The sequence below is a fragment of the Marinobacterium marinum genome (assembly GCF_013868415.1).
Classification (GTDB): Bacteria; Pseudomonadota; Gammaproteobacteria; order Pseudomonadales; family Balneatricaceae; genus Marinobacterium; species Marinobacterium marinum.
This window is the reverse complement of the sequence record NZ_JACEMT010000050.1, coordinates 48948-70713: the sequence shown is the minus strand read 5'-3', so window position 1 is coordinate 70713 and position 21766 is coordinate 48948. Positions and strand designations below refer to the sequence as shown.

Annotated in this window: 19 protein-coding genes; all 19 read left to right on the top strand. The window is 57.7% G+C overall.

From position 1 onward, the window contains the following. The first annotated feature begins 5 nt into the window (after window positions 1–5). Window positions 6–1364 (top strand): sigma E protease regulator RseP, encoded by a 1359-nt coding sequence (gene rseP / locus H1S06_RS10585; protein WP_181739948.1) that lies wholly within the window; start codon window positions 6–8, stop codon window positions 1362–1364. A gap of 50 nt (window positions 1365–1414) precedes the next feature. Next, window positions 1415–3748, top strand: coding sequence for an outer membrane protein assembly factor BamA (gene bamA / locus H1S06_RS10580; RefSeq protein ID WP_181739945.1), 2334 nt, complete (start codon window positions 1415–1417; stop codon window positions 3746–3748). Window positions 3749–3757: 9 nt separating this feature from the next. After that, window positions 3758–4255, top strand: coding sequence for an OmpH family outer membrane protein (locus H1S06_RS10575; protein WP_181739944.1), 498 nt, complete (start codon window positions 3758–3760; stop codon window positions 4253–4255). Between the two features lie 4 nt (window positions 4256–4259). Beyond that, the gene (lpxD, locus tag H1S06_RS10570) at window positions 4260–5321 is read left to right on the top strand and encodes a UDP-3-O-(3-hydroxymyristoyl)glucosamine N-acyltransferase (RefSeq protein WP_181739942.1); all 1062 of its coding nucleotides are present in this window, start codon (window positions 4260–4262) and stop codon (window positions 5319–5321) included. Next, window positions 5308–5745: a 3-hydroxyacyl-ACP dehydratase FabZ gene (fabZ, locus tag H1S06_RS10565; RefSeq protein WP_181739941.1), complete on the top strand. Its 438-nt coding sequence runs from the start codon at window positions 5308–5310 to the stop codon at window positions 5743–5745. The genes lpxD and fabZ overlap by 14 nt, the downstream gene beginning before the upstream one ends. Before the next feature lie 2 nt (window positions 5746–5747). Further along, complete coding sequence (gene lpxA, locus H1S06_RS10560) at window positions 5748–6518, top strand: acyl-ACP--UDP-N-acetylglucosamine O-acyltransferase (protein WP_181739939.1); 771 nt, start codon at window positions 5748–5750, stop codon at window positions 6516–6518. Between the two features lie 7 nt (window positions 6519–6525). Beyond that, on the top strand, window positions 6526–7683 hold the full coding sequence (gene lpxB / locus H1S06_RS10555; protein ID WP_181739937.1) for a lipid-A-disaccharide synthase: 1158 nt from the start codon (window positions 6526–6528) through the stop codon (window positions 7681–7683). Continuing rightward, entirely contained in the window at window positions 7670–8278 is a 609-nt protein-coding gene (rnhB, locus tag H1S06_RS10550) for a ribonuclease HII (protein ID WP_181739935.1), read from the top strand. The genes lpxB and rnhB overlap by 14 nt, the downstream gene beginning before the upstream one ends. Further along, window positions 8271–11768 carry a DNA polymerase III subunit alpha gene (gene dnaE, locus H1S06_RS10545; protein WP_181739934.1) on the top strand — a complete coding sequence of 1166 codons (3498 nt, stop codon included), beginning with the start codon at window positions 8271–8273 and terminating at the stop codon, window positions 11766–11768. The genes rnhB and dnaE overlap by 8 nt, the downstream gene beginning before the upstream one ends. Window positions 11769–11860: 92 nt before the next feature. Then, a complete protein-coding gene (gene accA, locus H1S06_RS10540; RefSeq protein WP_181739931.1) occupies window positions 11861–12820 on the top strand; it encodes an acetyl-CoA carboxylase carboxyl transferase subunit alpha in 960 nt (319 codons plus the stop codon). Between the two features lie 19 nt (window positions 12821–12839). Continuing rightward, window positions 12840–14132 carry a tRNA lysidine(34) synthetase TilS gene (tilS, locus tag H1S06_RS10535; RefSeq protein ID WP_181739929.1) on the top strand — a complete coding sequence of 431 codons (1293 nt, stop codon included), beginning with the start codon at window positions 12840–12842 and terminating at the stop codon, window positions 14130–14132. Window positions 14133–14210: 78 nt separating this feature from the next. Continuing rightward, complete coding sequence (locus tag H1S06_RS10530; RefSeq protein WP_181739926.1) at window positions 14211–15845, top strand: CTP synthase; 1635 nt, start codon at window positions 14211–14213, stop codon at window positions 15843–15845. A gap of 33 nt (window positions 15846–15878) precedes the next feature. Next, on the top strand, window positions 15879–17174 hold the full coding sequence (gene eno, locus H1S06_RS10525; protein WP_181739924.1) for a phosphopyruvate hydratase: 1296 nt from the start codon (window positions 15879–15881) through the stop codon (window positions 17172–17174). A 75-nt stretch (window positions 17175–17249) separates the two neighbouring features. Further along, complete coding sequence (gene ftsB / locus H1S06_RS10520; protein WP_181739923.1) at window positions 17250–17546, top strand: cell division protein FtsB; 297 nt, start codon at window positions 17250–17252, stop codon at window positions 17544–17546. Next, window positions 17543–18580, top strand: a complete 1038-nt coding sequence (truD, locus tag H1S06_RS10515) for a tRNA pseudouridine(13) synthase TruD (RefSeq protein WP_181739921.1) — start codon at window positions 17543–17545, stop codon at window positions 18578–18580. Before ftsB ends, truD begins: the two co-directional genes overlap by 4 nt. 15 nt (window positions 18581–18595) lie before the next feature. Further along, window positions 18596–19351 (top strand): 5'/3'-nucleotidase SurE, encoded by a 756-nt coding sequence (gene surE / locus H1S06_RS10510; protein WP_181739919.1) that lies wholly within the window; start codon window positions 18596–18598, stop codon window positions 19349–19351. Between the two features lie 26 nt (window positions 19352–19377). Continuing rightward, window positions 19378–20013 (top strand): protein-L-isoaspartate(D-aspartate) O-methyltransferase, encoded by a 636-nt coding sequence (locus H1S06_RS10505; RefSeq protein ID WP_181740057.1) that lies wholly within the window; start codon window positions 19378–19380, stop codon window positions 20011–20013. A 16-nt stretch (window positions 20014–20029) separates the two neighbouring features. Next, on the top strand, window positions 20030–20950 hold the full coding sequence (locus tag H1S06_RS10500; RefSeq protein ID WP_328515332.1) for a DUF368 domain-containing protein: 921 nt from the start codon (window positions 20030–20032) through the stop codon (window positions 20948–20950). A 13-nt stretch (window positions 20951–20963) separates the two neighbouring features. Next, window positions 20964–21734 carry a peptidoglycan DD-metalloendopeptidase family protein gene (locus H1S06_RS10495; protein WP_181739917.1) on the top strand — a complete coding sequence of 257 codons (771 nt, stop codon included), beginning with the start codon at window positions 20964–20966 and terminating at the stop codon, window positions 21732–21734. The last annotated feature ends 32 nt before the right edge of the window (window positions 21735–21766 follow it).

The window sequence follows — 21766 nt, the reverse complement described above, 5'->3', positions numbered from 1 at the left end:
AACTCATGGAGCTGCTGCAGACTCTGTTGGCCACGCTGGTGGCGCTTGGCGTGCTGGTTACCATCCATGAATGGGGACATTATTGGGTGGCGCGCCGTTGTGGCGTCAAGGTTCTGCGTTTCTCCGTCGGTTTTGGCAAGCCGTTGTGGATGCGAACCGCCGCTGATGGCACCGAATATGCCGTAGCCGCCATTCCGCTTGGCGGTTATGTGCGGATGCTGGATGAGCGCGAGGGCGATGTGCCTGAATCGCTGCGCGACCAGGCGTTCAACAACAAGCCCGTGCTGCAGCGGATCGCGATTGTGGCGGCAGGCCCGATTGTCAATCTGGTGTTTGCCGTGGTGGCTTACTGGTTCCTGTTCATGTCAGGGATCAGTGTGGTCGTGCCTGTTGTCGGAGGTATTACACAGAATTCACCTGCCGCGCAGGCCGGTGTTGAATCGGGCTATGAAATTCTGGAAGTGGATGGTCATAAAGTCCGTTCGTGGAGCGAAGTGAATTTGCGCCTGGCGGCGCGTGTTGGCGAAACGGGTAATATCGAGTTGCTGATGGGCGAAGCCCGGCGCGGATATGCTCACAGCTACCAGGTGGCAATCAACGAATGGCAGGTGGACCTGGAGCGTCAGTCGCCACTGGCAGCGTTGGGGCTGGAGCCTTGGCGACCGGATTTTCCGGCAGTGATCGGACAGCTGTTGCCGGATGGCGCGGCGGCGCGGGATGGTCTGCAAGTCGGTGACCGGGTGGTGGCTGCCAACGGCGAGCCGATCGAGGACTGGCTACACCTGGTCAGCCTGATTCGGAAGTCGCCGGAGCAAACGCTGCAATTGACGGTGGAGCGCGGCGGTGAGCAGGTCACTTTGACGCTGACTCCGGCCAGGCGCACGTTGGATGGCGGCCAGGTTCAGGGCTATGTCGGTGCCGGTGTGGCCGAGGTCGAGATTCCGGCCGCCATGCAGCGCACATTGAGCTATGGTCCGGTTGAGGCGTTGAGCAACGGTTTCCACAAGACGGGCCAGATGATCGGCCTGACTCTGGATTCGATCGGCAAGATGATTGCCGGTGTGATCTCGGTAAAAAACTTGAGTGGCCCGATAACCATTGCTAAAGTGGCGGGGACTTCAGCCGCCTCGGGGCTGGAATCATTTATCAGTTTTCTGGCCTATCTCAGTATCAGTCTGGGCGTGCTTAACCTGCTGCCGATACCGATGCTGGATGGAGGACATCTGCTGTATTACGTGGTCGAGCTGGTGCGCGGGCGCCCGGTGAGTGAGCAGGTGCAGATGCTGGGTCTCAGGATTGGGATGGCCTTGCTGTTCAGTCTGATGGCATTGGCAATCATCAATGACATCGCCCGGCTCTTTTGATCTGAGCCAGTTTTCCTATCAGTCAGCCATATAAACGTAAGAATTACTGCATGAAACGCAAGCTGGGTCTGTTTTTTGTATCGATGCTATGGATGGCGCAGGCGAAAGCTGCCGCGCTTCCGTTTGAAGTCAATGATATTCGTCTGGAGGGATTGCAACGGGTTGAACCCGGCATCGTATTTCGCAACTTCCCGGTTGCCGCGGGCGATGCGCTGACCCGAAATCAGCTGTCCGATGCCGTGCGAGAACTGTTCAAGTCCGGCTATTTCGCCGATGTGCAGGCCGAACGTGACGACGATGTGCTGGTGCTGAAACTGCAGGAACGTCCATCGGTTGCCCTGATTAACATCGAAGGTAATGATGTGATCAAGGAAGAAGACCTGCTCAACGGTCTGAAACAGTCCGGCCTGCAGGAGGGGGATGTCTTCCGACGTTCTGCGCTGGACCAGATCAGTCTGGATCTGCTGCGTGTCTATACTGCCCAGGGGCGTTACGGTGCAGATATTCGCACGGAAGTGGAGCCGTTGTCCGGCAACCGCGTGCAGCTGAATATCCATATCAATGAAGGCCAGGTGGCCATCATTCAGCATATCAATATTATCGGCAATACCGTGTTCAGCGATGAAGAGATCAAGGATCTGTTCGCACTGCAATTGCCGAACTTCTGGTCGTTCTACACCAAAAGCGACCGCTATGCGCGTGAGAAGATGACCGGTGACCTGGAGCGTTTGCGCTCTTTGTATCTGGACCGCGGTTATATCAACTTCAATATCGATTCGGCGCAGGTTTCCATTACCCCGGACAAGCAGCACGTATATATCACGGTCGGCATTACCGAAGGTGAACAGTACTCCGTGCGTGATGTCAGTGTGGCCGGTGAAATGGTCGTGCCTGCCGATGTGATGCAGCAGGCGTTGACCCTGGAGCCCGGTGCGGTGTTCTCGCGCAAGGATATGACTCAGAGTCAGGAAAAACTGGTTCGACTGCTGGGTGATGAGGGATACATGTTTGCCAACGTGAGCCCCGTGCCCGAGCCGCACAACGACAATACGGTCTCGATCAAGTACTTTGTGGAGCCGGGCAAGCGTACCTATGTACGTCGGATCAACATCAAGGGTAATACGCGTACCGGCGATGAAGTGATCCGCCGAGAGCTGGAACAGATGGAGGCCGGCGTTGCTTCCAGTCGGGATATTGAGCGTTCGAAGGTTCGTCTGGATAAGACCGGCTACTTCAAATCGGTCAATGTCGAAACGCGCCCGGTGCCGGGTACCGACGACCAGGTTGATCTGGAATACTCCATTGAAGAACAGCAGTCGGGACAGTTTTCGGCCAGTGTCGGTTTCTCGCAGAACGACGGCCTGATCCTGGACCTGGGGGTGCAGCAGGACAACTTCCTGGGCAGCGGCAAAAAAGTCGGCTTCAATATTTCCAACAGCTCGACCCGTACTGAATACAGCTTCAACTACCTTGACCCCTACTTCACGGTTGACGGTGTGAGCCGCGGTTTCAACGTGTACTACCGTGAACGAGACTACGAAAAGGACGACATCAGTTCCTATACGGCGGATGAGGCGGGTGCCGGTGTAACCTTTGGCTATCCGATCGATGATTACCAGCGCCTGAGCTTCAGCGGTGACCTTGAATTCATCAAGCTTAACACCTTTGAGGGCACGGCCCGAGAAGTGACCGAGTTCATCTCGGAAGAGGGCGACAGCTTCGTGAACTGGAAGCTGACGGCAGGCTGGAGCGACAACCGTTTGAACCGTGGTTTCTTCCCGACGCGCGGCTATGCTCAGGGTGCCAGCATCGAAATGGCGATCCCCGGCAGTGACCTGTCCTACGTTCGTGCGCAGTACAACAACAAGTGGTATCGACCGCTCAATGACGACGAGACCTGGGTCTTCAGCCTGCGTGGTCGTGCCGGATACGGCGACAGTCTGGGTGATAACCAGTTCCCGTTCTTCAAACACTTTTACGCGGGCGGTCTGAAAACCGTACGTGGCTATGCCAACAACTCACTGGGTCCTTTGGACTCGGGCGATCCGCGTGAACCGTATGAAGAGGGGGATCCGTTTGGTGGCAACCTGATGTTGACCGGTAGCGCCGAGCTGATTTTCCCGATGCCATTCCTGGACGACAAGAGTGCCTGGCGCAGCCTGGTATTCCTGGATGCGGGTAACGTCTATTCGACCGACTGTTACAGCACCCAGACCAACTGTTCGGGAGATGTGGACCTGGGCGATCTGCGTTACTCGGTGGGTCTGGGCATCAGCTGGCTGACGCCGATCGGTCCTTTGTCCGTATCCTTCGGCATGCCGCTGAATGACAAGGAAAATGATGATACCGAAGTGTTCCAGTTCGCGCTCGGTCAGACTTTCTAAGGAGATATGATGAAACGTTTTACTCGAGCCGCAACCTTGGCAGCGTTGATGTTTAGTGCTCCCGCCTGGGCGCAGAAAATTGCCGTCTTGAGCGTGGAAGAAGCGCTGCTGACCTCGAATGCAGCAGAAAGCTTCCGGGAAGAGTTGAAAAAAGAGTTCTCTGACGACGAAAAGCAGCTGGTTGAGTTGGAAAAACAGGCACGAGAACTGCGTGACAAGCTGCAAAAAAATGCCGGCCTGTCATCGGAAGAAGACCTCAAGCAGATGCGCCTGCAGTTTCAGAAGGCCTTTGCCGAGTTTCAGCGCCGTGGCCAGGGATTGCAGCAGCAGCGCGCGGAACGCGAGCAGGCGTTCATTGCCGAAATGCGACCGCGTCTGGATAAGGCCATCCGTGAGCTGATCGAGAAGGATCAGTTCGATATCGTGATCACCAAGCAAGCGACCGTGTATGCGGCCGACAGTGTTGATCTGACGGAACGTGTGACTGAACTGTTGAACAAGCAATAAGCCCATGAGTGTTTCCGCCTGTTATACCCTGGCAGAGCTTGCCGGCATTCTGGGCGGAACGCTCCAGGGTGATCCTGACCGCGAAATACGCTCGCTGGCGACGCTGCAGTCGGCCGGCGAGCATCAGCTGTCGTTCTTTGCCAATCCGCGCTATCTGCGTCAATTGCTGCACACATCGGCCGAAGCGGTACTGATTGCTCCGGCTCATCAGGCCGACTGTCCCAATGCTGCCATAATCGTTCCAGACCCTTACCTGGCCTTTGCCCGTGCCAGCCAGTTGTTCGACTGGCGACGCCCGGCCCGTGCGAGTATCCACCCGTCAGCGGTGATCGCCGAGGGTGTGCAGGTGCCGGTGGATGTGCAAATTGGTCCTCAGGCAGTGGTTGAAGCCGGAGTACAGCTGGGGCAAGCGGTTGTTATCGGACCCGGTACGGTCATTGGCGAGGGCTGCACTGTAGGGGATCGTTCACGTCTGGAGGCGAATGTAACGCTGTATCCGAATGTGCATCTGGGAGCCGATGTGCTGGTACACAGTGGTGCGGTACTGGGCAGTGACGGCTTTGGCTTCGCACCGACTCCTGATGGATGGGAAAAAATCTGCCAGCTGGGAGGGGTGGTTGTCGAGGATCGGGTTGAAGTGGGGGCGGGCGTCACCATCGACCGGGGTGCTCTGGATGATACCCGTATCGGAGCTGGCGTGAAGCTGGATAATCAGATTCAGATTGCCCATAACGTGGTAATTGGCCGCGATAGCGCAATTGCAGGCTGTACCGCAGTTGCGGGAAGCACTAAAATTGGCGAACGCTGCACGATTGCAGGAATGTCCGGGATTACGGGCCACCTCGAAATTGCCGACGATACGCATGTGACCGCCATGTCACTGGTCAGCAAGTCAATTCGTCAACCCGGTGTATACTCCTCGGGCACAGGTCTGGAACCGCATCAGCAGTGGAAGCGCAATGTGGTTCGTTTTCGTCAGCTCGATGAGCTGGCGCGTCGAGTGCGTACCCTCGAACAGGCTGTCGAACTATACTCTACAGAAGGTCAAAAAGATGATGGATGTTAAAGAGATCCGGAACTATCTGCCCCACCGCTATCCGTTTTTGCTGGTGGACCGGGTCTTGGCTCTGGAGCCAGGTGAGTCGATCACCGCAATCAAAAATGTAACCGTGAATGAGCCTTTCTTTAACGGACATTTTCCAGACTACCCGGTAATGCCGGGCGTACTGATTGTAGAGGCGATGGCACAGGCCGCCGGTATTCTGGGCTTCAAAACCATGGATAAGACACCGGAAGACGGTTCCATCTACTACTTTGTCGGTGCGGACAATCTGCGTTTCAAGCGTCCGGTTGTGCCGGGCGACCAGTTGCAGCTGGATGCGAAGGTGATTTCCGAGCGCCGCGGTATCTGGAAATTTGATGTGCGTGCCAGTGTTGACGGCGACACTGTCAGCAGCGCGACCATTTTGTGTGCTGATCGAAAGGTGTGACATTGATTCACCCGCAAGCCATTGTAGATCCCTCGGCCCGTTTGGCCGAGGACGTCGAAGTCGGCCCCTGGACTCTGATTGGACCGGATGTGGAGATCGGGGCGGGCACCCGCATCGCCTCGCACGTAGTGATCAAGGGGCCCACGCGTATTGGTGAAGGGAACCGGATTTTCCAGTTCGCCACGATTGGTGAGGATTGCCAGGACAAGAAATATGCCGGTGAACCCACACGTCTGGAGATTGGCGATCACAACGTGATTCGCGAAGGCTGTACCATCCATCGTGGTACTGTGCAGGATGAAGGAATCACGCGCATTGGCAGTCACAACCTGTTGATGGCCTATGCCCATGTTGCGCATGACTGCGTAATGGGCGACCACATCATTCTGGCCAACAATGCGGCGCTGGCAGGACATGTTCGTGTGGGTGATCATGCCATTCTGGGCGGCTTTACTGCTGTTCATCAATTCTGTCGTATCGGTGCCCATGTCATGTGTGGTGCCGGAACCGTGGTGTTGATGGATATCCCGGCCTACGTGATGGCAACGGGCAACAGTGCACGCCCCTATGGCATTAATCAGGAGGGTCTGCGCCGTCGGGGCTTCGATGCCGAGGCGGTCAGTGCCCTGCGCCGTGCCTACAAAATCATTTACCGCAAGGGGCTGACAGTGGATCTGGCATTGCAGGAGTTGCGAGCCATGGCGCAGACGCAGCCGGCGGTGCAATTGCTGATCGAATCGCTGGAAAGCTCTACCCGCGGCATCATTCGTTGAGGTCGATATGCAACCCCTTCGGATAGGGATAGTGGCGGGTGAAGCCTCTGGGGATATTCTGGGAGCGGGTCTGGTCAGGGCTCTGAAACAGCGTTATCCACAGGCCCGTTTTGAAGGGGTGGCGGGCGAGCTGATGCTCGCCGAGGGGTGCCAGTCGCTCTATCCCCTGGAGCGTCTGTCGGTGATGGGGCTGGTTGAAGTGTTGGGACGTCTACCCGAACTTCTGCGTGCCCGCAAACGTCTGATCCGTCACTTCATGGACAACCCGCCCGATGTATTCATCGGTATCGATGCGCCTGACTTTACGCTGGCAATGGAAAGGGCGCTCAAGGCTGCGGGCATTCCGACGGTGCACTATGTCAGTCCTTCCGTATGGGCCTGGAAGCGCAAGCGCATTTTCAAGATCAAACAGAGCACGGATCTGCTGCTGACGCTGTTTCCTTTCGAAGCGGAAGTCTATCGTCCAACGCAGCAAAACCTGCGCTTTGTCGGTCATCCGTTGGCCGATGTGATTCCCTCCCGGCTTGACCTGGACGCCGCCCGGCGGCAGTTCCGCACCGACGAAACGGTTGGCATGGTGGCTCTTCTGCCGGGGAGCCGTGGCAGTGAAATCAAATACCTGGCACGTCCATTCCTGGAAACGGCGCGCTGGCTGCAGCAGCGGCGGCCGGAGCTGACATTTGTACTGCCGGCAGCCAACGCCTATCGCTACGAGCAGCTGCAGCAGCTGATTGATAGTGCCTTCCCCGATGTGAGAGTGCAGCTGGTCCTGCAGCAATCACGGGAAGTCATGGCGGTGGCGGATGCAATTCTGATCGCTTCCGGTACGGCGACACTGGAAGCCTGTCTGCTGCAAAAACCGATGGTGGTGGCATATCGGATGGCCGGGCTGACCTATCGTATTTACTCGCGCATGATTAAAAGTCGCTGGATCTCTTTGCCCAATGTGTTGGCGGACGAGGAGATGGTGCCGGAGGTGCTGCAGCAGCAGGTCACGCCGGAGGTGATGGGGCCTTTGCTGCTGCGTGCCCTGGAAGATGAGCCGTATCGCAAGCGTCTGCGCCGAGTGTTCGGTATCCTGGGTGAACAGTTGCGCCAGAATGCGAGCGAGCGGGCGGCCGATGCCATTGTAGAACTGTTGGAGGCGCGCGATGCAGAGCGTTGAATTTGATTTTCGCCCGGATGGCCTGATCGTGGGCGTGGATGAAGTCGGGCGTGGTCCACTGATCGGTGATGTAGTCGCTGCTGCCGTGATACTGGACCCCGACAACCCGATCGAGGGGCTGGGGGATTCCAAGGCGATCAGCGAAAAACGGCGTGAGCGTCTCTATGATGAAATTCGCGAAAAGGCTCTGGGCTGGTGTATCGCTTCGGCCTCGCCTGCGGAGATCGATCAGCTGAATATACTGCATGCCACCATGCTGGCAATGCAGCGCGCGGTGGCGGGTTTGCACCTGACGCCCGACTATGCACTGATCGATGGCAACCGCTGCCCCGAGCTGTCCTGTCCGGCGGAGCCGGTCGTCAAGGGCGATGCGCGGGTCGCGGAAATTGGCGCGGCCTCGATTCTGGCCAAGGTGGCCCGTGACCGACAGATGATCGAACTGGATCGACGCTTTCCCGATTACGGTTTTGCCCGCCATAAGGGCTATCCCACGCCCGAGCATCTGGCCGCACTGGAGCAGCTGGGCGCTCTGCCTGAACACCGACGCAGTTTTCGCCCGGTAAAAGAGCGTCTGGCACGAGAAAACAATGTCTGATCCACGTTTTATTCACCTGCGGGTGCATTCCGAATATTCCCTGTTTGACGGTCTGGTGCGGATCAAGCCGTTGGTCGCGACAGCGGCGGCTCAACAGATGCCTGCGGTGGCGATTACCGATCAGACCAACCTCTTTGCTTTGATCAAGTTCTACAAGGCGGCCTTAGGTGCCGGAGTCAAGCCGATCTGTGGCGTCGACCTGTGGGTGCAAAATCCGACCGATCCGGAAGGGGAACCCTTCCGGCTGACCCTGCTGGTCAGCAATGGGCAGGGATATCGCAACCTGATGGAACTGGTGTCGCGGGCCTATGCCGAAGGACAGAATATTATTCCCGGGTGGGCGCTGGTCAAAAAAGAGTGGGTCAAGGAAAAGCCCGAAGGGCTGATCGCCTTGTCTGGTGCCCGTTTGGGAGAGGTCGGGCGAGCCCTGTTGGCGGGGCAGGCCGAGCATGCCAGGGCGGTTCTGGATGAGTGGCGGCAGGTCTTCCCCGACAGCTTCTACCTGGAAATTCAGCGCACCGGTCGGGCGGGGGATGAAGCGCTGGTTCATGCCAGTGTTGCCCTGGCTGGCGAAATGCAATGCCCGCTGGTGGCAACTAATGAGGTCATGTTCCTCAAGCAGGAAGACTTCGAGGCGCATGAAGCACGAGTCTGTATCAACCTGGGTCGAACGCTGGAGGATCCCCAGCGTCCCCGTAACTATTCGGATCAGCAGTATTTCCGTTCGATCGAAGAAATGACGGAGCTGTTCAGCGATATTCCCAGTGCGCTGGAGAATACCGTTGAAATAGCACGCCGCTGCAATATCGAGATCGAACTGGGCACCTATTACCTGCCGCGTTTCCCGGTTCCCGAAGGGATGCTGATGGATGATTTCTTCCGTCAGGCATCCTGGAGAGGGCTGGAAGAGCGTCTCGCGTTCCTGCTTGATCGTGACGCGCACGACTATCAGGAAAAGCGCAAGCCCTATGAAGAACGGCTGGAGTTTGAGCTGGATATCATTATCCAGATGGGCTTCCCGGGCTACTTCCTGATCGTAATGGACTTCATCAAGTGGGCCAAGGATAACGGCATACCGGTCGGGCCGGGACGAGGCTCGGGGGCCGGTTCGCTGGTTGCCTACGTGCTGAAAATCACGGACCTGGACCCACTGGAATACGACCTGCTGTTCGAACGTTTCCTTAACCCTGAACGTGTCTCCATGCCCGACTTCGATATCGACTTCTGCATGGACAACCGCGACAAGGTTATCGATTACGTGGCCCGTACTTACGGGCGCGATGCCGTTTCGCAGATCATCACCTACGGTACCATGGCCGCCAAGGCCGTGGTGCGCGATGTGGCCCGTGTGCAGGGCAAACCCTTCGGTCTGGCCGACCGTTTGTCGAAGCTGATTCCCTTTGAAGTCGGCATGACGCTGAACAAAGCCTGGGAAGAGGAGTCAGCCCTGCGTGATTTCGTCAATGGCAACGAAGAAGCCGAAGAAATCATGGAGATGGCCTACAAGCTGGAAGGGGTGACGCGCAACGTCGGCAAGCATGCCGGTGGCGTAGTGATCGCTCCGACCAAGCTGACCGACTTTGCCGCGACATACTGCGACGAGGAAGGCCAGGGGCTGGTCACCCAGTTCGACAAGAACGACGTTGAAGAAGCGGGCCTGGTCAAGTTTGACTTCCTGGGGCTGCGTACGCTGACCATCATTGATTGGGCGCTGGATACGATCAACCGCAAGCGTGCGCAGCAGGGTGAGGGGCCGTTGGAGATCGAGTCGATCGATCTGGAAGATGAGCCAACCTTCAAGCTGCTGCAGAGCGCCCAGACGACTGCCGTGTTCCAGCTGGAATCCAGCGGCATGAAAGATCTGATCCGACGCCTGTTGCCGAACCGTTTTGAGGATATTGTGGCGTTGGTGGCCCTGTTCCGGCCGGGGCCGCTGCAGTCGGGCATGGTTGACGACTTTATCAACCGAAAACATGGTCGTGCGCCGTTGGCGTGGCCACACCCGGATTATCAGCTGGACAGCCTGCAACCGGTATTGGAGCCTACCTACGGCATCATCCTGTATCAGGAACAGGTGATGCAGATTGCTCAGGTGATGGCGGGTTATACGCTGGGCGGCGCGGATATGCTGCGTCGCGCCATGGGCAAGAAAAAGCCCGAGGAAATGGCCAAGCAGCGGAAGGTCTTTCTGGAAGGGTGTGCCGGTCAGGGAATCGACAAGGATCTTGCCGGCAACATCTTCGACCTGGTGGAGAAATTTGCCGGTTACGGTTTCAACAAGTCGCACTCGGCAGCCTATGCGCTGGTGTCTTATCAGACCGCCTGGCTGAAGCAGCACTATCCGGCCGCCTTCATGGCGGCGGTTCTGTCGTCGGACATGCAGAATACCGACAAGGTGGTGATCTTCATCGAAGAATGCCGCCAGATGGGGCTGACCGTACGTCTCCCCAATGTCAATGACAGCGATTACATGTTCACCGTCAATGCTGCCGACGAGGTGGTATACGGCTTGGGCGCGGTCAAGGGGGTGGGTGAAGGTCCGGTGGACGCGATCATGGAAGCCCGCAAGGCTGGCCCGTTTAAGGACCTGTTCGATTTTTGTGAACGGGTCGGTGTGGGCAAGCTCAACAAACGCGTACTGGAAGCACTGGTGCGCTGTGGTGCCCTGGATAGTCTGGGGCCCTCCAGGGCGATTCTGTGGGATGCGATCGGTTCCGCCCTGAAGGCAGCGGACCAGAGTGCGCGCAACGCGGACGCGGGCATGATGGATATGTTCGGAGCCGTGGAAGCGGAAACGCCTTCGGACCCGTATGCCGAGTTTGGCAAGGCACGGGACTGGACGGACAAGGAGCGTCTGAAGGGTGAAAAGGATACGCTGGGGCTCTATGTGACCGGTCATCCGATCGACGAATACGAGACTGAGCTCAAGCACCTGGTCAGTCGCAAACTGATTGAGCTTCAGCCCAGTCGCGGCAGTCAGCAGAAAATGGCGGGGCTGGTGGTCGATCTGCGTCTGAAAAAGACCAAAAAGGGCGATAACCTGTGTTTCCTGACGCTGGATGACCGCAGTGCCCGGATGGAAGTGACCCTGTTTGGCGATACCTATGAAGAAGCGCGCAGCCTGATTAACAAGGATGTGGTGTTGGTAGTTGAGGGCGAAGTGGCCCAGGACGACTATAACGGTGGCCTGAAAGTGCGCTGCAGCAAGGTGTCGAGTATGGCCCAGGTACGTGCGCAGTCGGCGCGCTGTGTGGAAGTGAGCTGTGATCGCCGCCAGTTGAACCCGCAGCACCTGCGCCAGTTTAGCAATACTCTGAAGCAGAATCGCAGCCCACTGGTGAGTCTGGCGGTTACCCTGCGTTTCCGGCGCGAAGATGCCGAAGCGCGACTGTGGCTGGACAGTCAGTGGGCGGCGGCACCGACCGATGAACTGCTGTTGCAGCTCAAGGAGCAGTTCGGCAATGATGCTGTCCGGCTCTGTTACGAGTGAACAGGGTGGTGATCCGCGTCGCCAGACGGTAGAATCGTGCCAATATTTTTCGTGCCTTTGGGCCCCAAGTTACATAACAGAAGCAGACACGCATGAATCCGAACTACCTGGATTTCGAACAGCCGATTGCAGAGCTGGAAGCCAAAATCAGTGAGCTGCGCCATGTCAACGAGGACACGGCGGGGCTCAATTTGAGTGACGAGCTGGAAAACCTGCAGGAAAAAAGCCGCAGCCTGACCGAGTCGATCTTCAAGGATCTGTCGGCGTGGCAGATTTCCCAGATTGCCCGTCACCCTCAACGTCCCTATACCCTGGATTATATTCAGCATATCTTTGACGATTTTGATGAAATCCACGGCGATCGCCATTTTTCCGATGATCAGGCGATTGTTGGAGGTCTGGCCCGTCTTGACGGTCGTCCGGTGATGGTGATCGGTCATCAGAAGGGACGGGAAGTGAAGGAAAAGGTACGCCGCAACTTCGGCATGCCGCGCCCGGAAGGCTACCGCAAGGCCCTGCGCATGATGGAAATGGCCGAGCGCTTCAACCTGCCGGTGCTGACCTTTATCGATACGCCGGGGGCCTATCCCGGTATTGACGCTGAAGAGCGCGGGCAGTCCGAAGCGATCGCCTTTAACCTGGCCAAAATGTCTCAGCTCAACACGCCGATCATCTCCACCGTTATCGGCGAAGGTGGTTCGGGCGGAGCACTGGCGATCGGTGTCTGTGATGAATTGCTGATGCTGCAATATGGCACCTACTCGGTGATCTCGCCGGAAGGCTGTGCATCCATCCTGTGGAAAAGTGCCGAGCGTGCATCCGATGCTGCCAAGGCCATGGGGATTACGTCCGAACGTCTCCATGAACTGGGTCTGGTGGATCATGTGATTAACGAGCCCCTGGGTGGCGCGCACCGCGATCCCGAAACGATGGCTGCCAGCCTGAAGGCTTCGCTGGTGGATGCGCTGGATCGACTGTCGGGTCTGGAGAGCGATGAGCTGTTGGAGCGCCGTTACCAGCGTCTGATGTCCTATGGTGTCTTCGAAGACTGACCCTGAGGGGGCAGCCCCAGTGCTGCCCGAACTCTGCGCTACCCTGGCTGCCCGCCTGGCAGCCGAGCCTGATGTACGCCGCTGGGTGATTGCCTATAGCGGCGGTCTGGATTCCTCCCTGCTTCTTGAACTGTGCGCGCGTCTGGCGTTGCCGCAGCCGCTGCTGGCCGTGTATGTCGATCATCAGTTGCAAGCGGTGTCGGCAGATTGGGGTGAGCATTGTCGGCAGCATTGTCGGCGCCTGAATATCCCGTTGACGGTTGTGAAGGTATCGCCCGAGTCCTCTTCTGAAGCGGCGGCACGCAGTGCCCGCTATGCCGCCTTTGAAACACTGCTCGGCAAGGGTGATTGCCTGCTGCTGGCGCAACATGCTGATGACCAGGCTGAAACGCTGCTGCTGAGGCTGCTGAGAGGCGCGGGAGTGGCCGGCCTGTCGGGCATGCCTGAGCGACGCGGGCTGGGTCGGGGGACGCTGTTGCGGCCGTTGCTGGATCAGTCGCGCGCACGTCTTGAAATTGCGGCTGCCGAACAGGGGTTGGTGCCCATAATCGATCCTACCAATGCACAGGATCACTATGCTCGCAACTGGTTGCGCCTGCATGTATTACCGCTGCTGAAGGGGCGTTGGCCCGCCGTGTTACAGCGCTGTCTGGATACGACGGAGCTGATGCATGATGCTGATGTGTTGTTGCGCGAGCGTGCGGAGGAGGACTGGGCGCAGTGCCGACTGGGGGAATCAGGGCTCGACATTGAGCGGCTGAGGGCGCTGGGCCCTGAACGGCAGCGTAATCTGCTGCATTTCTGGTTGCACCGGCTGGCAGGGCAGCGTCTGAGTCGACAGCGGCTGCAGAATTTGCTGGATAGCATGTTGTCGGAGCGTGCCGATGCCGAGCCGGTCGAGTGCTTGAAGGGGCAGCAGCTCCGCCGTTATCGGCAGGGTCTGTACTTGCTGCCGGACCCCGTGCCGACGATTGAACCGGACACCAGGGTGTGGCTGCGGGCGGGACAGGCGCTGAATGTGCCGCATGGGCGACTTGGCTGGCAGCGTGCGGCTCGGGGGTTGCCGGACGGGCTGGAACTGCAATTGGCTTATCGGCAGGGTGGTGAGCGCTTGAGGCCGATGGGCCGAGGCGGATCGGTAACGCTCAAACAATTGCTGCAGGAAGCCGGAGTGCCGCCCTGGTTACGCCCGATTCATCCGGTCTTATGGTCGGATGGGCAGATTGTCGCCGTCCCCGGCCTTTGTCTGTGTGACCCGCACTGGGTTGAAAATGGCTGGTTGCCTCAATGGGACGCTTTTGGTTTGTCCTGAAGAGTGCTTTTTGCTAAGCTGCAACCCCATCTTGAGTACGTTTTATCCTCCCCAACATCTCGATCTGACAGGTTCCGCATGACGCGTTATATTTTCGTCACAGGCGGTGTTGTGTCCTCATTGGGCAAAGGCATCGCATCAGCTTCTCTGGCGGCTATTCTTGAGGCCCGTGGTCTCAAGGTCACCATGTTAAAGCTGGATCCGTATATCAACGTGGACCCGGGCACCATGAGTCCCTTCCAGCATGGTGAGGTGTTCGTGACCGACGACGGCGCCGAAACCGACCTGGATCTGGGGCACTATGAGCGCTTCATCCGCACCACCATGACGCGTCGCAACAACTTCACCACCGGCCGCGTGTATCAGCATGTGCTGAGCAAAGAGCGCCGTGGTGATTATCTGGGCGGTACCGTGCAGGTGATCCCGCACATCACCAACGAGATCAAGCGTCGCGTAATCGAAGGTGCAGGCGATGCTGACGTAGCACTGGTTGAAATCGGCGGTACGGTTGGTGACATCGAGTCTCTGCCGTTTCTGGAAGCCGTGCGTCAGCTGAAAGTGGAAGTGGGTGCTTCCCACGCCATGTTCATGCATTTGACTCTGGTGCCTTATATCGCCACGGCTGGTGAAACCAAAACCAAACCGACCCAGCACTCGGTGAAAGAGCTGCGCTCCATCGGTATCCAGCCGGATATTCTGGTGTGCCGTTCCGAGCGTCCGCTGGATGAATCATCGCGCAAGAAAGTGGCGATGTTCACCAACGTGGACGAGCGTGCGGTCATCTCATTACCGGATGCCGATACCATCTACAACATCCCGGCGATGTTGTGGGAACAGCATCTGGACGAGATCGTCACCGAACGTTTCCGAATCAACTGCAAGGCGGCAGACCTGAGCGAATGGAGCCGCGTGGCCGACGCTTTCATGAACCCGGAAGGCGAAGTGACCATCGCCATGGTCGGCAAGTACATGGAGCTGCTGGACGCTTACAAGTCTCTGATCGAAGCCATCTCCCATGCCGGTATCGCGCTGCGCAAGAAAGTGCGCATCGAATATATCGATTCCGAGCGTGTCGAGCGTGAAGGCAGCAAGATTCTGGAAGGCTACAGCGCCATTTTGGTACCGGGCGGCTTTGGCGAGCGGGGTGTTGAAGGCAAGATTGAAGCCGTGCGCTTTGCTCGTGAGAACAAGGTTCCTTACCTCGGAATTTGCCTGGGCATGCAGGTTGCGGTCATTGAATACGCACGCCATGTCGCGGGTCTGGCCGGTGCCAACTCGACCGAGTTCGACAAGCAGTCCGAGCATCCGGTCATTGGTCTGATTACCGAATGGACCGACCGCAGTGGTGAAGTGGAAGTGCGCGGTGAAAATTCGGATCTGGGCGGCACCATGCGCCTGGGTGCGCAGACCTGCCACCTGGCCGAAGGCTCTCAGGTTGCCGAGGCCTACGGCAGCACCGAAGTGCGTGAGCGCCACCGTCACCGTTATGAGGTGAATAACAACTATGTCTCATTGTTGGAAGAAGCCGGTCTGAAAATTACGGGCCGCTCGGTAGACGGTGAGCTGGTAGAGGTTGTGGAAGCGCCGGACCATCCCTGGTTCGTGGCGTGTCAGTTCCACCCCGAATTTACCTCTACGCCGCGTGACGGACATGGCCTGTTCACCGGATTTATCAAGGCCGCGCTGGCACGTCAGGCACAGGCGCAGCAGTAACCTTTATACGAGTTGATTGGAGACACCTACACAATGGCTCAAATTACGAATATCAAGGCACGCGAAGTTCTGGACTCTCGTGGTAACCCGACTGTTGAAGCGGATGTAATCCTGGCTTCAGGCGTGGTGGGAACGGCCTGTGCACCTTCAGGCGCATCCACCGGCTCCCGCGAAGCACTGGAACTGCGTGACGGCGACAAGTCCCGTTACCTGGGCAAGGGTGTGCAGCAGGCAGTTGCGGCGATCAATGGCCCGATCCGTGAAGCGTTGACCGGTCTGGAAGCGACGGATCAGCGTGCTCTGGATGACACCATGCTGGCGCTGGACGGTACCGAGAACAAGTCCAGCCTGGGTGCCAATGCCATACTGGCCGTGTCGCTGGCCGCTGCCAAGGCCGCTGCGACCGAGAAAGGCATTCCACTGTATGCGCACATCGCCGAGATCAATGGCACTGCCGGTCAGTTCTCCATGCCGGTTCCGATGATGAATATCCTCAACGGTGGCGAACATGCCGACAACAACGTCGACATCCAGGAGTTCATGGTTCAGCCGGTGAGCTTTGACAACTTCCAGGATGCGCTGCGTTGTGGTGCCGAGATTTTCCATGCGCTGAAATCCGTGCTCCAGGCACGTGGCCTGAACACTGCTGTAGGTGACGAGGGCGGTTTTGCACCGAACCTGGGCTCCAACGAAGAGGCGCTGGTCGTGATCAAGGAAGCGGTCGATAAGGCCGGCTACCAGTTGGGTACCGATGTCACCCTGGCACTGGACTGTGCGTCTTCCGAGTTCTACAAGGATGGCAAGTATGATCTGGCCGGTGAAGGCAAGGTGTTTGACGCCGAAGGTTTCGGAGACTACCTGGCGCAACTGTGCGAGAACTATCCGATCGTCTCCATCGAAGACGGTATGGATGAATCCGATTGGGACGGCTGGGCCAGCCTGACGCGCAAGATCGGCGACAAGGTACAGCTGGTCGGCGATGATCTGTTTGTCACCAACACCAAGATCCTGAAGGAAGGCATCGACAAGTCGATCGCCAACTCGATTCTGATCAAGTTCAACCAGATCGGTTCGTTGTCCGAAACACTGGATGCCATTCAGATGGCCAAGGATGCGGGTTATACGGTCGTGATTTCACACCGTTCCGGCGAGACCGAAGATACGACCATTGCCGATCTGGCGGTCGGTACGGCTGCGGGTCAGATCAAGACCGGTTCCCTGTGTCGCTCTGACCGTGTGGCCAAGTACAACCGTTTGCTGCGTATTGCCGAAGAGCTGGGCACTGATGCGGTTTATAACGGTCTGAAAGAGATCAAAGGTCAGGCCTGAGTCTTGAAAATATGTTAAAAAGGGGGCTTTAGGCCCCCTTTTTTGACCCTGGGCCCGTGACGAAGAGGGAAGCGCGTGTTCCGCTGGTTGTTGTTGATTTTGCTGGTTATGCTGGCCGGGCTGCAATATCGGCTCTGGTTTGGAGAGGCCAATTTGCGCCAGGTCTGGCAGCTGGAACAACAGATTCTGGATCAGCAGCAGGTCAATCAACAGCTGACCGAGCGTAACAAGCGCCTGGAAGCCGAAGTACAGGACCTCAAACGGGGCGTCAGTGCCCTGGAGGAGCGTGCCCGTAGTGAAATGGGCATGATTCGTGAAGGTGAAACCTTCTTTCAGTTAATTGAACCCGAGCCGGAGATCCCCCGACGTTGATTCCTGATCTTGCCTGTAGCTGGCTGTATGGAGAACCTTCAGCCAAGGCCGTACTGCGCACCACCGCCGATGACTTCCAGGTGTTTGAGCGCCTGCCCTTTGAACCGGATGGCGAGGGTGAGCACCTATTTCTTTATATCCGCAAAATCGGTGAGAATACCGATTGGGTCGCGCGGCAACTGGCACGCTTTTGTCAGGTCAGCCCCCGTGATGTGGGCTACGCGGGCAAAAAGGACCGGCACGCAGTGGCCGAGCAGTGGTTCAGCGTGAGGGTGCCTATCGGGCGAACTTTCAGCTGGTCTCTGTTCGGTGGTGATACTATCGAGGTGTTGAAAGCCGAGCGTCATAGTCGCAAGCTCCGCCTGGGGGCGTTGTCAGGCAATCGTTTCGTGATCCGGCTGCGCCAGGTGACGGACGGGGCGGCGCTGGCTGCACGTATCGAGCAGGTACGGCAGGGAGTGCCCAACTATTTCGGCGAGCAGCGTTTTGGGCGGGAAGGCGGCAATCTGTTGAAAGGCCAGGCGCTGCTGGCAGGTACATTGAAAGAACGCCAACGGCACAAAAAGGGGCTGTATATCTCGGCGCTGCGTTCCTGGCTGTTCAACCAGCTGATCAGTGCACGTATTGACCAGGGACTTTGGGACAGCATACTGCCTGGGGATGTACTCATGCTGAACGGCAGTCAAAGCTGTTTCATGGCCGGAGAAGAGGCAGACCTCCCCGAGCGGTTGGCTCGGGGTGATCTTCACCTGACCGGTCCCATGTGGGGGCGCGGCGAACTGATGACTCGGGATGAGGCACAGGCGTTTGAGATTGCGGCTCTGGCTCCCTGGCAGACAATTCGTGAAGGTTTGGAAGGGCTGGGCCTGAATCAGGAACGTCGGGCTTTGAGGCTGCTGCCTCGTGATTTGACGGCCGATGAAGAGGCAGAAGGACAGTGGCGGCTGGAATTTGAGCTGCCGGCGGGCTCTTTTGCTACCAGTGTATTGCGTGAACTTTGTCAGTGGCATAACGCCGCCAACGAGCAGACTTAATCAAGAAGAACGAACATGCTGACTCTGATCTCAAATGATGACGGTGTGTATGCACCGGGACTAGCGACTCTGGCGGAGCGCTTGGCACAGGACCATCAAACCTGTGTGGTGGCGCCGGATCGTAATCGCAGTGGTGCCAGCAACTCATTGACGCTGGACCGTCCCCTGGAAACCCATCTCCACAGCAGTGGCTATTATGGCATCAATGGTACCCCGACCGACTGTGTGCACTTGGGCGGTTCAGGGCTATTCACCGAGGGGCAAAAGCCGGACATCGTAGTGTCGGGCATCAATGCCGGTGCCAACCTGGGTGACGATGTGCTCTATTCGGGTACGGTGGCGGCCGCCACCGAAGGGCGTCATTGTCGATTGCCGCCGATAGCGGTTTCCATGCACAGCTTTTATCCACAGCATTATGAAACCGCTGCCGAGATTGTGGCGGTACTGGTTCGTCACCTGGAGACACTGGTGGTGGCGCCGAGAACAGTCCTGAATATCAATGTGCCCGACCTGCCGCTGGAGCAGATCAAGGGCATTCATGTAACGCGTCTTGGGCACCGTTACAGTGCCGAGCCTCCGGTACGGGTCGAAGACCCGCGTGGACGTGTTCGCTACTGGATTGCCGGTGCCGGTGCGGCCGCGGATGCTGAGCCGGGAACCGATTTCTATGCGGTCGAAAACGGCTTTGTATCGGTGACGCCGCTGCAGATCGATATGACCCATTATTCCGGCATGGACAACCTGGCAGGCTGGCTGGAGGGGCTGATGTGATCGACAGGGATCTGCAGGGTATCGGCATGACGTCCCGCCGTACCCGTGAACGTCTGGTGCAGCGGTTGCGCGAGCAGGGTATCGCCAATGAAGAGGTGCTGGCGACCCTGATCGAGACACCTCGGCATATCTTTATTGATGAAGCCCTGTCCCACCGGGCCTATGAAGATACGGCTCTGCCGATTGGCTACAATCAGACGATCTCGCAGCCCTATGTTGTCGCACGCATGACCGAACTGCTGCTGGAAGGTGGCCCGCTGGGCAAGGTGCTGGAAGTGGGCACGGGGACCGGTTATCAGACGGCCATACTGGCGCACCTGGTTGACCAGGTCTTCAGTATCGAGCGTATCCGGCCGTTACAGGAAAAGGCGCGTAAGCGGCTACAGCGACTTAAAATGCATAATGTCATGCTGCGGCATACGGATGGCAGCATGGGGTGGGCGGACCAGGCCCCCTTTGACGGCATCCTGGTCACGGCGGCCCCGCGAGAAGTTCCTGCCGAACTGCTGGAACAACTGGCTGTGGGCGGTCGTCTGGTTATCCCGGTGGGCGATGAGCATCAGACTCTGAAACGAGTGGTGCGGATCAATGAGGATGAGTACAAGACCGAAATTCTGGAAAGTGTCCGCTTTGTGCCCTTGCTGAGCGGCACGGTGCGTTAATTGATGAGGAAAGTGCGTGCGAAGTAAAAAGGACTATCTCCTGTTGTCGGGCAAGGGGATGATGATGGGCGCCGCTGATGCGGTACCCGGGGTATCCGGCGGAACTATTGCGTTCATTACCGGTATCTACGAGGAACTCATTGATACGCTCAAGCAGTTCAACCCTGAAGCGGTTCGTATTCTGTTCAGTGAAGGCTTTCTATCCTGCTGGCGCTATGTAAACGGCAGTTTCCTGCTGGCGCTGTTCAGCGGCGTGTTGTTGAGCCTGGTGTCGATCTCGCATCTGGTACTCTATCTGCTGGATACGTATCCGATTCTGCTGTGGTCGTTCTTTTTCGGCCTGATCCTGGCTTCAACCTGGAGTGTGGTACGGCATATTCGGGGCTGGAACAGCAATCTCATTGCCATGTTCATCAGTGGCGCAATGTTGGCTTATATCATTACGGAACAGGCACCGGGTGCGGTCGAACCGACCTTGATGATGGTATTTCTGTCCGGCATGATCGCTATCTGCGCCATGATATTGCCGGGTATCTCGGGCAGTTTCATTTTGTTGCTGATGGGCATGTACGCGCCAGTACTCGGCGCGATCAAGGGTCTGGAGTGGGCTACTCTGGGGCTGTTTGCCGGTGGTTGCGTGGTCGGCCTGCTGAGTTTTTCACGGGTGTTGAGCTGGGCTTTCCATCACCATCGCATGCTGACGCTGGCGTTGCTTGGCGGCTTCATGTTGGGCTCGCTGAACAAGGTATGGCCCTGGAAATACACACTGGCCTATACCATCAACCGGCATGGTGAAGAGGTGCCTTTGTTGCAGGATAATCTTTTGCCGGGTAGCTATGAAGTCCTGACGGGACTGAATGCCTGGTTCTGGCCTGCTGCGGCACTGATGTTATTGGGAGCGCTGCTGGGAGTGGTAATGGATCGCCGGCAGCACTGAAGAGGAGGCCCGAGTGCCCTATCGTCTGCTGCTTGTATTGACCTGCCTGAGCCTTTGGCTGGGGGGCTGCTCGACCGGTTACGCGCCGGTCAGCGAGCGCTCACTGAGCGGAGGGGCCAAGGAACCGGCCCCGAATACCTACCGGGTGAAGAAGGGCGACACCCTGTACTCCATTGCGTTTCGGTACGGGCTTGATTACCGTCAGGTTGCGCGTCTGAACGGTATCGATAAGCGTTATTTCATCTATCCGGGGCAGACATTGCGTTTGAAAGCCTCGGCTCCTGCGACGCAAACTGCGTCCCGTCCCGGGGCTCCTGCTACGCCTGCCAAACCCCCATCTTCGGGCCGTACGAACACCACCACCGCCAAACCGGCATCTGGCCGTGACGGCAAGGCTGAGCCCGCCGCTGGAGCGGTTCGCTGGCATTGGCCGCACTCCGGCAAGATCGTGCTGGCGTTTGGGCGTGGTCAACCGGCCAACAAGGGGATCGATATTGCCGGCCGCAAGGGCGAAGCGGTAAAAGCCGCGGCGCATGGCGAGGTTGTCTATGCCGGTAACGGCCTGCTGGGATATGGCAATATGGTGATTGTGAATCATGACAAGCGTTATCTGAGCGCATACGCACATAACAGTCGCATCTTTGTACGAGAGGGTGATAAGGTTAAAGCTGGTGAAAAAATAGCCGAAATAGGTAAGACCGGGGCAACGCGTTCGATGCTGCATTTCGAAATCCGTCGCGATGGCAACCCGGTTGATCCCTTGCGCTATTTGCCCAAGCGATAAGAACAATAATAAATACAACCTGCCGGGACGGG

Excerpts from the sequence above, each read along its gene's own strand:
- rseP (WP_181739948.1), top strand. The coding sequence starts at position 6 with ATGGAGCTGCTGCAGACTCTGTTGGCCACGCTGGTGGCGCTTGGCGTG.
- bamA (WP_181739945.1), top strand. The coding sequence starts at position 1,415 with ATGAAACGCAAGCTGGGTCTGTTTTTTGTATCGATGCTATGGATGGCG.
- H1S06_RS10575 (WP_181739944.1), top strand. The coding sequence starts at position 3,758 with ATGAAACGTTTTACTCGAGCCGCAACCTTGGCAGCGTTGATGTTTAGT.
- lpxD (WP_181739942.1), top strand. The coding sequence starts at position 4,260 with ATGAGTGTTTCCGCCTGTTATACCCTGGCAGAGCTTGCCGGCATTCTG.
- fabZ (WP_181739941.1), top strand. The coding sequence starts at position 5,308 with ATGATGGATGTTAAAGAGATCCGGAACTATCTGCCCCACCGCTATCCG.
- lpxB (WP_181739937.1), top strand. The coding sequence starts at position 6,526 with ATGCAACCCCTTCGGATAGGGATAGTGGCGGGTGAAGCCTCTGGGGAT.
- rnhB (WP_181739935.1), top strand. The coding sequence starts at position 7,670 with ATGCAGAGCGTTGAATTTGATTTTCGCCCGGATGGCCTGATCGTGGGC.
- dnaE (WP_181739934.1), top strand. The coding sequence starts at position 8,271 with ATGTCTGATCCACGTTTTATTCACCTGCGGGTGCATTCCGAATATTCC.
- accA (WP_181739931.1), top strand. The coding sequence starts at position 11,861 with ATGAATCCGAACTACCTGGATTTCGAACAGCCGATTGCAGAGCTGGAA.
- H1S06_RS10530 (WP_181739926.1), top strand. The coding sequence starts at position 14,211 with ATGACGCGTTATATTTTCGTCACAGGCGGTGTTGTGTCCTCATTGGGC.
- eno (WP_181739924.1), top strand. The coding sequence starts at position 15,879 with ATGGCTCAAATTACGAATATCAAGGCACGCGAAGTTCTGGACTCTCGT.
- surE (WP_181739919.1), top strand. The coding sequence starts at position 18,596 with ATGCTGACTCTGATCTCAAATGATGACGGTGTGTATGCACCGGGACTA.
- H1S06_RS10505 (WP_181740057.1), top strand. The coding sequence starts at position 19,378 with ATGACGTCCCGCCGTACCCGTGAACGTCTGGTGCAGCGGTTGCGCGAG.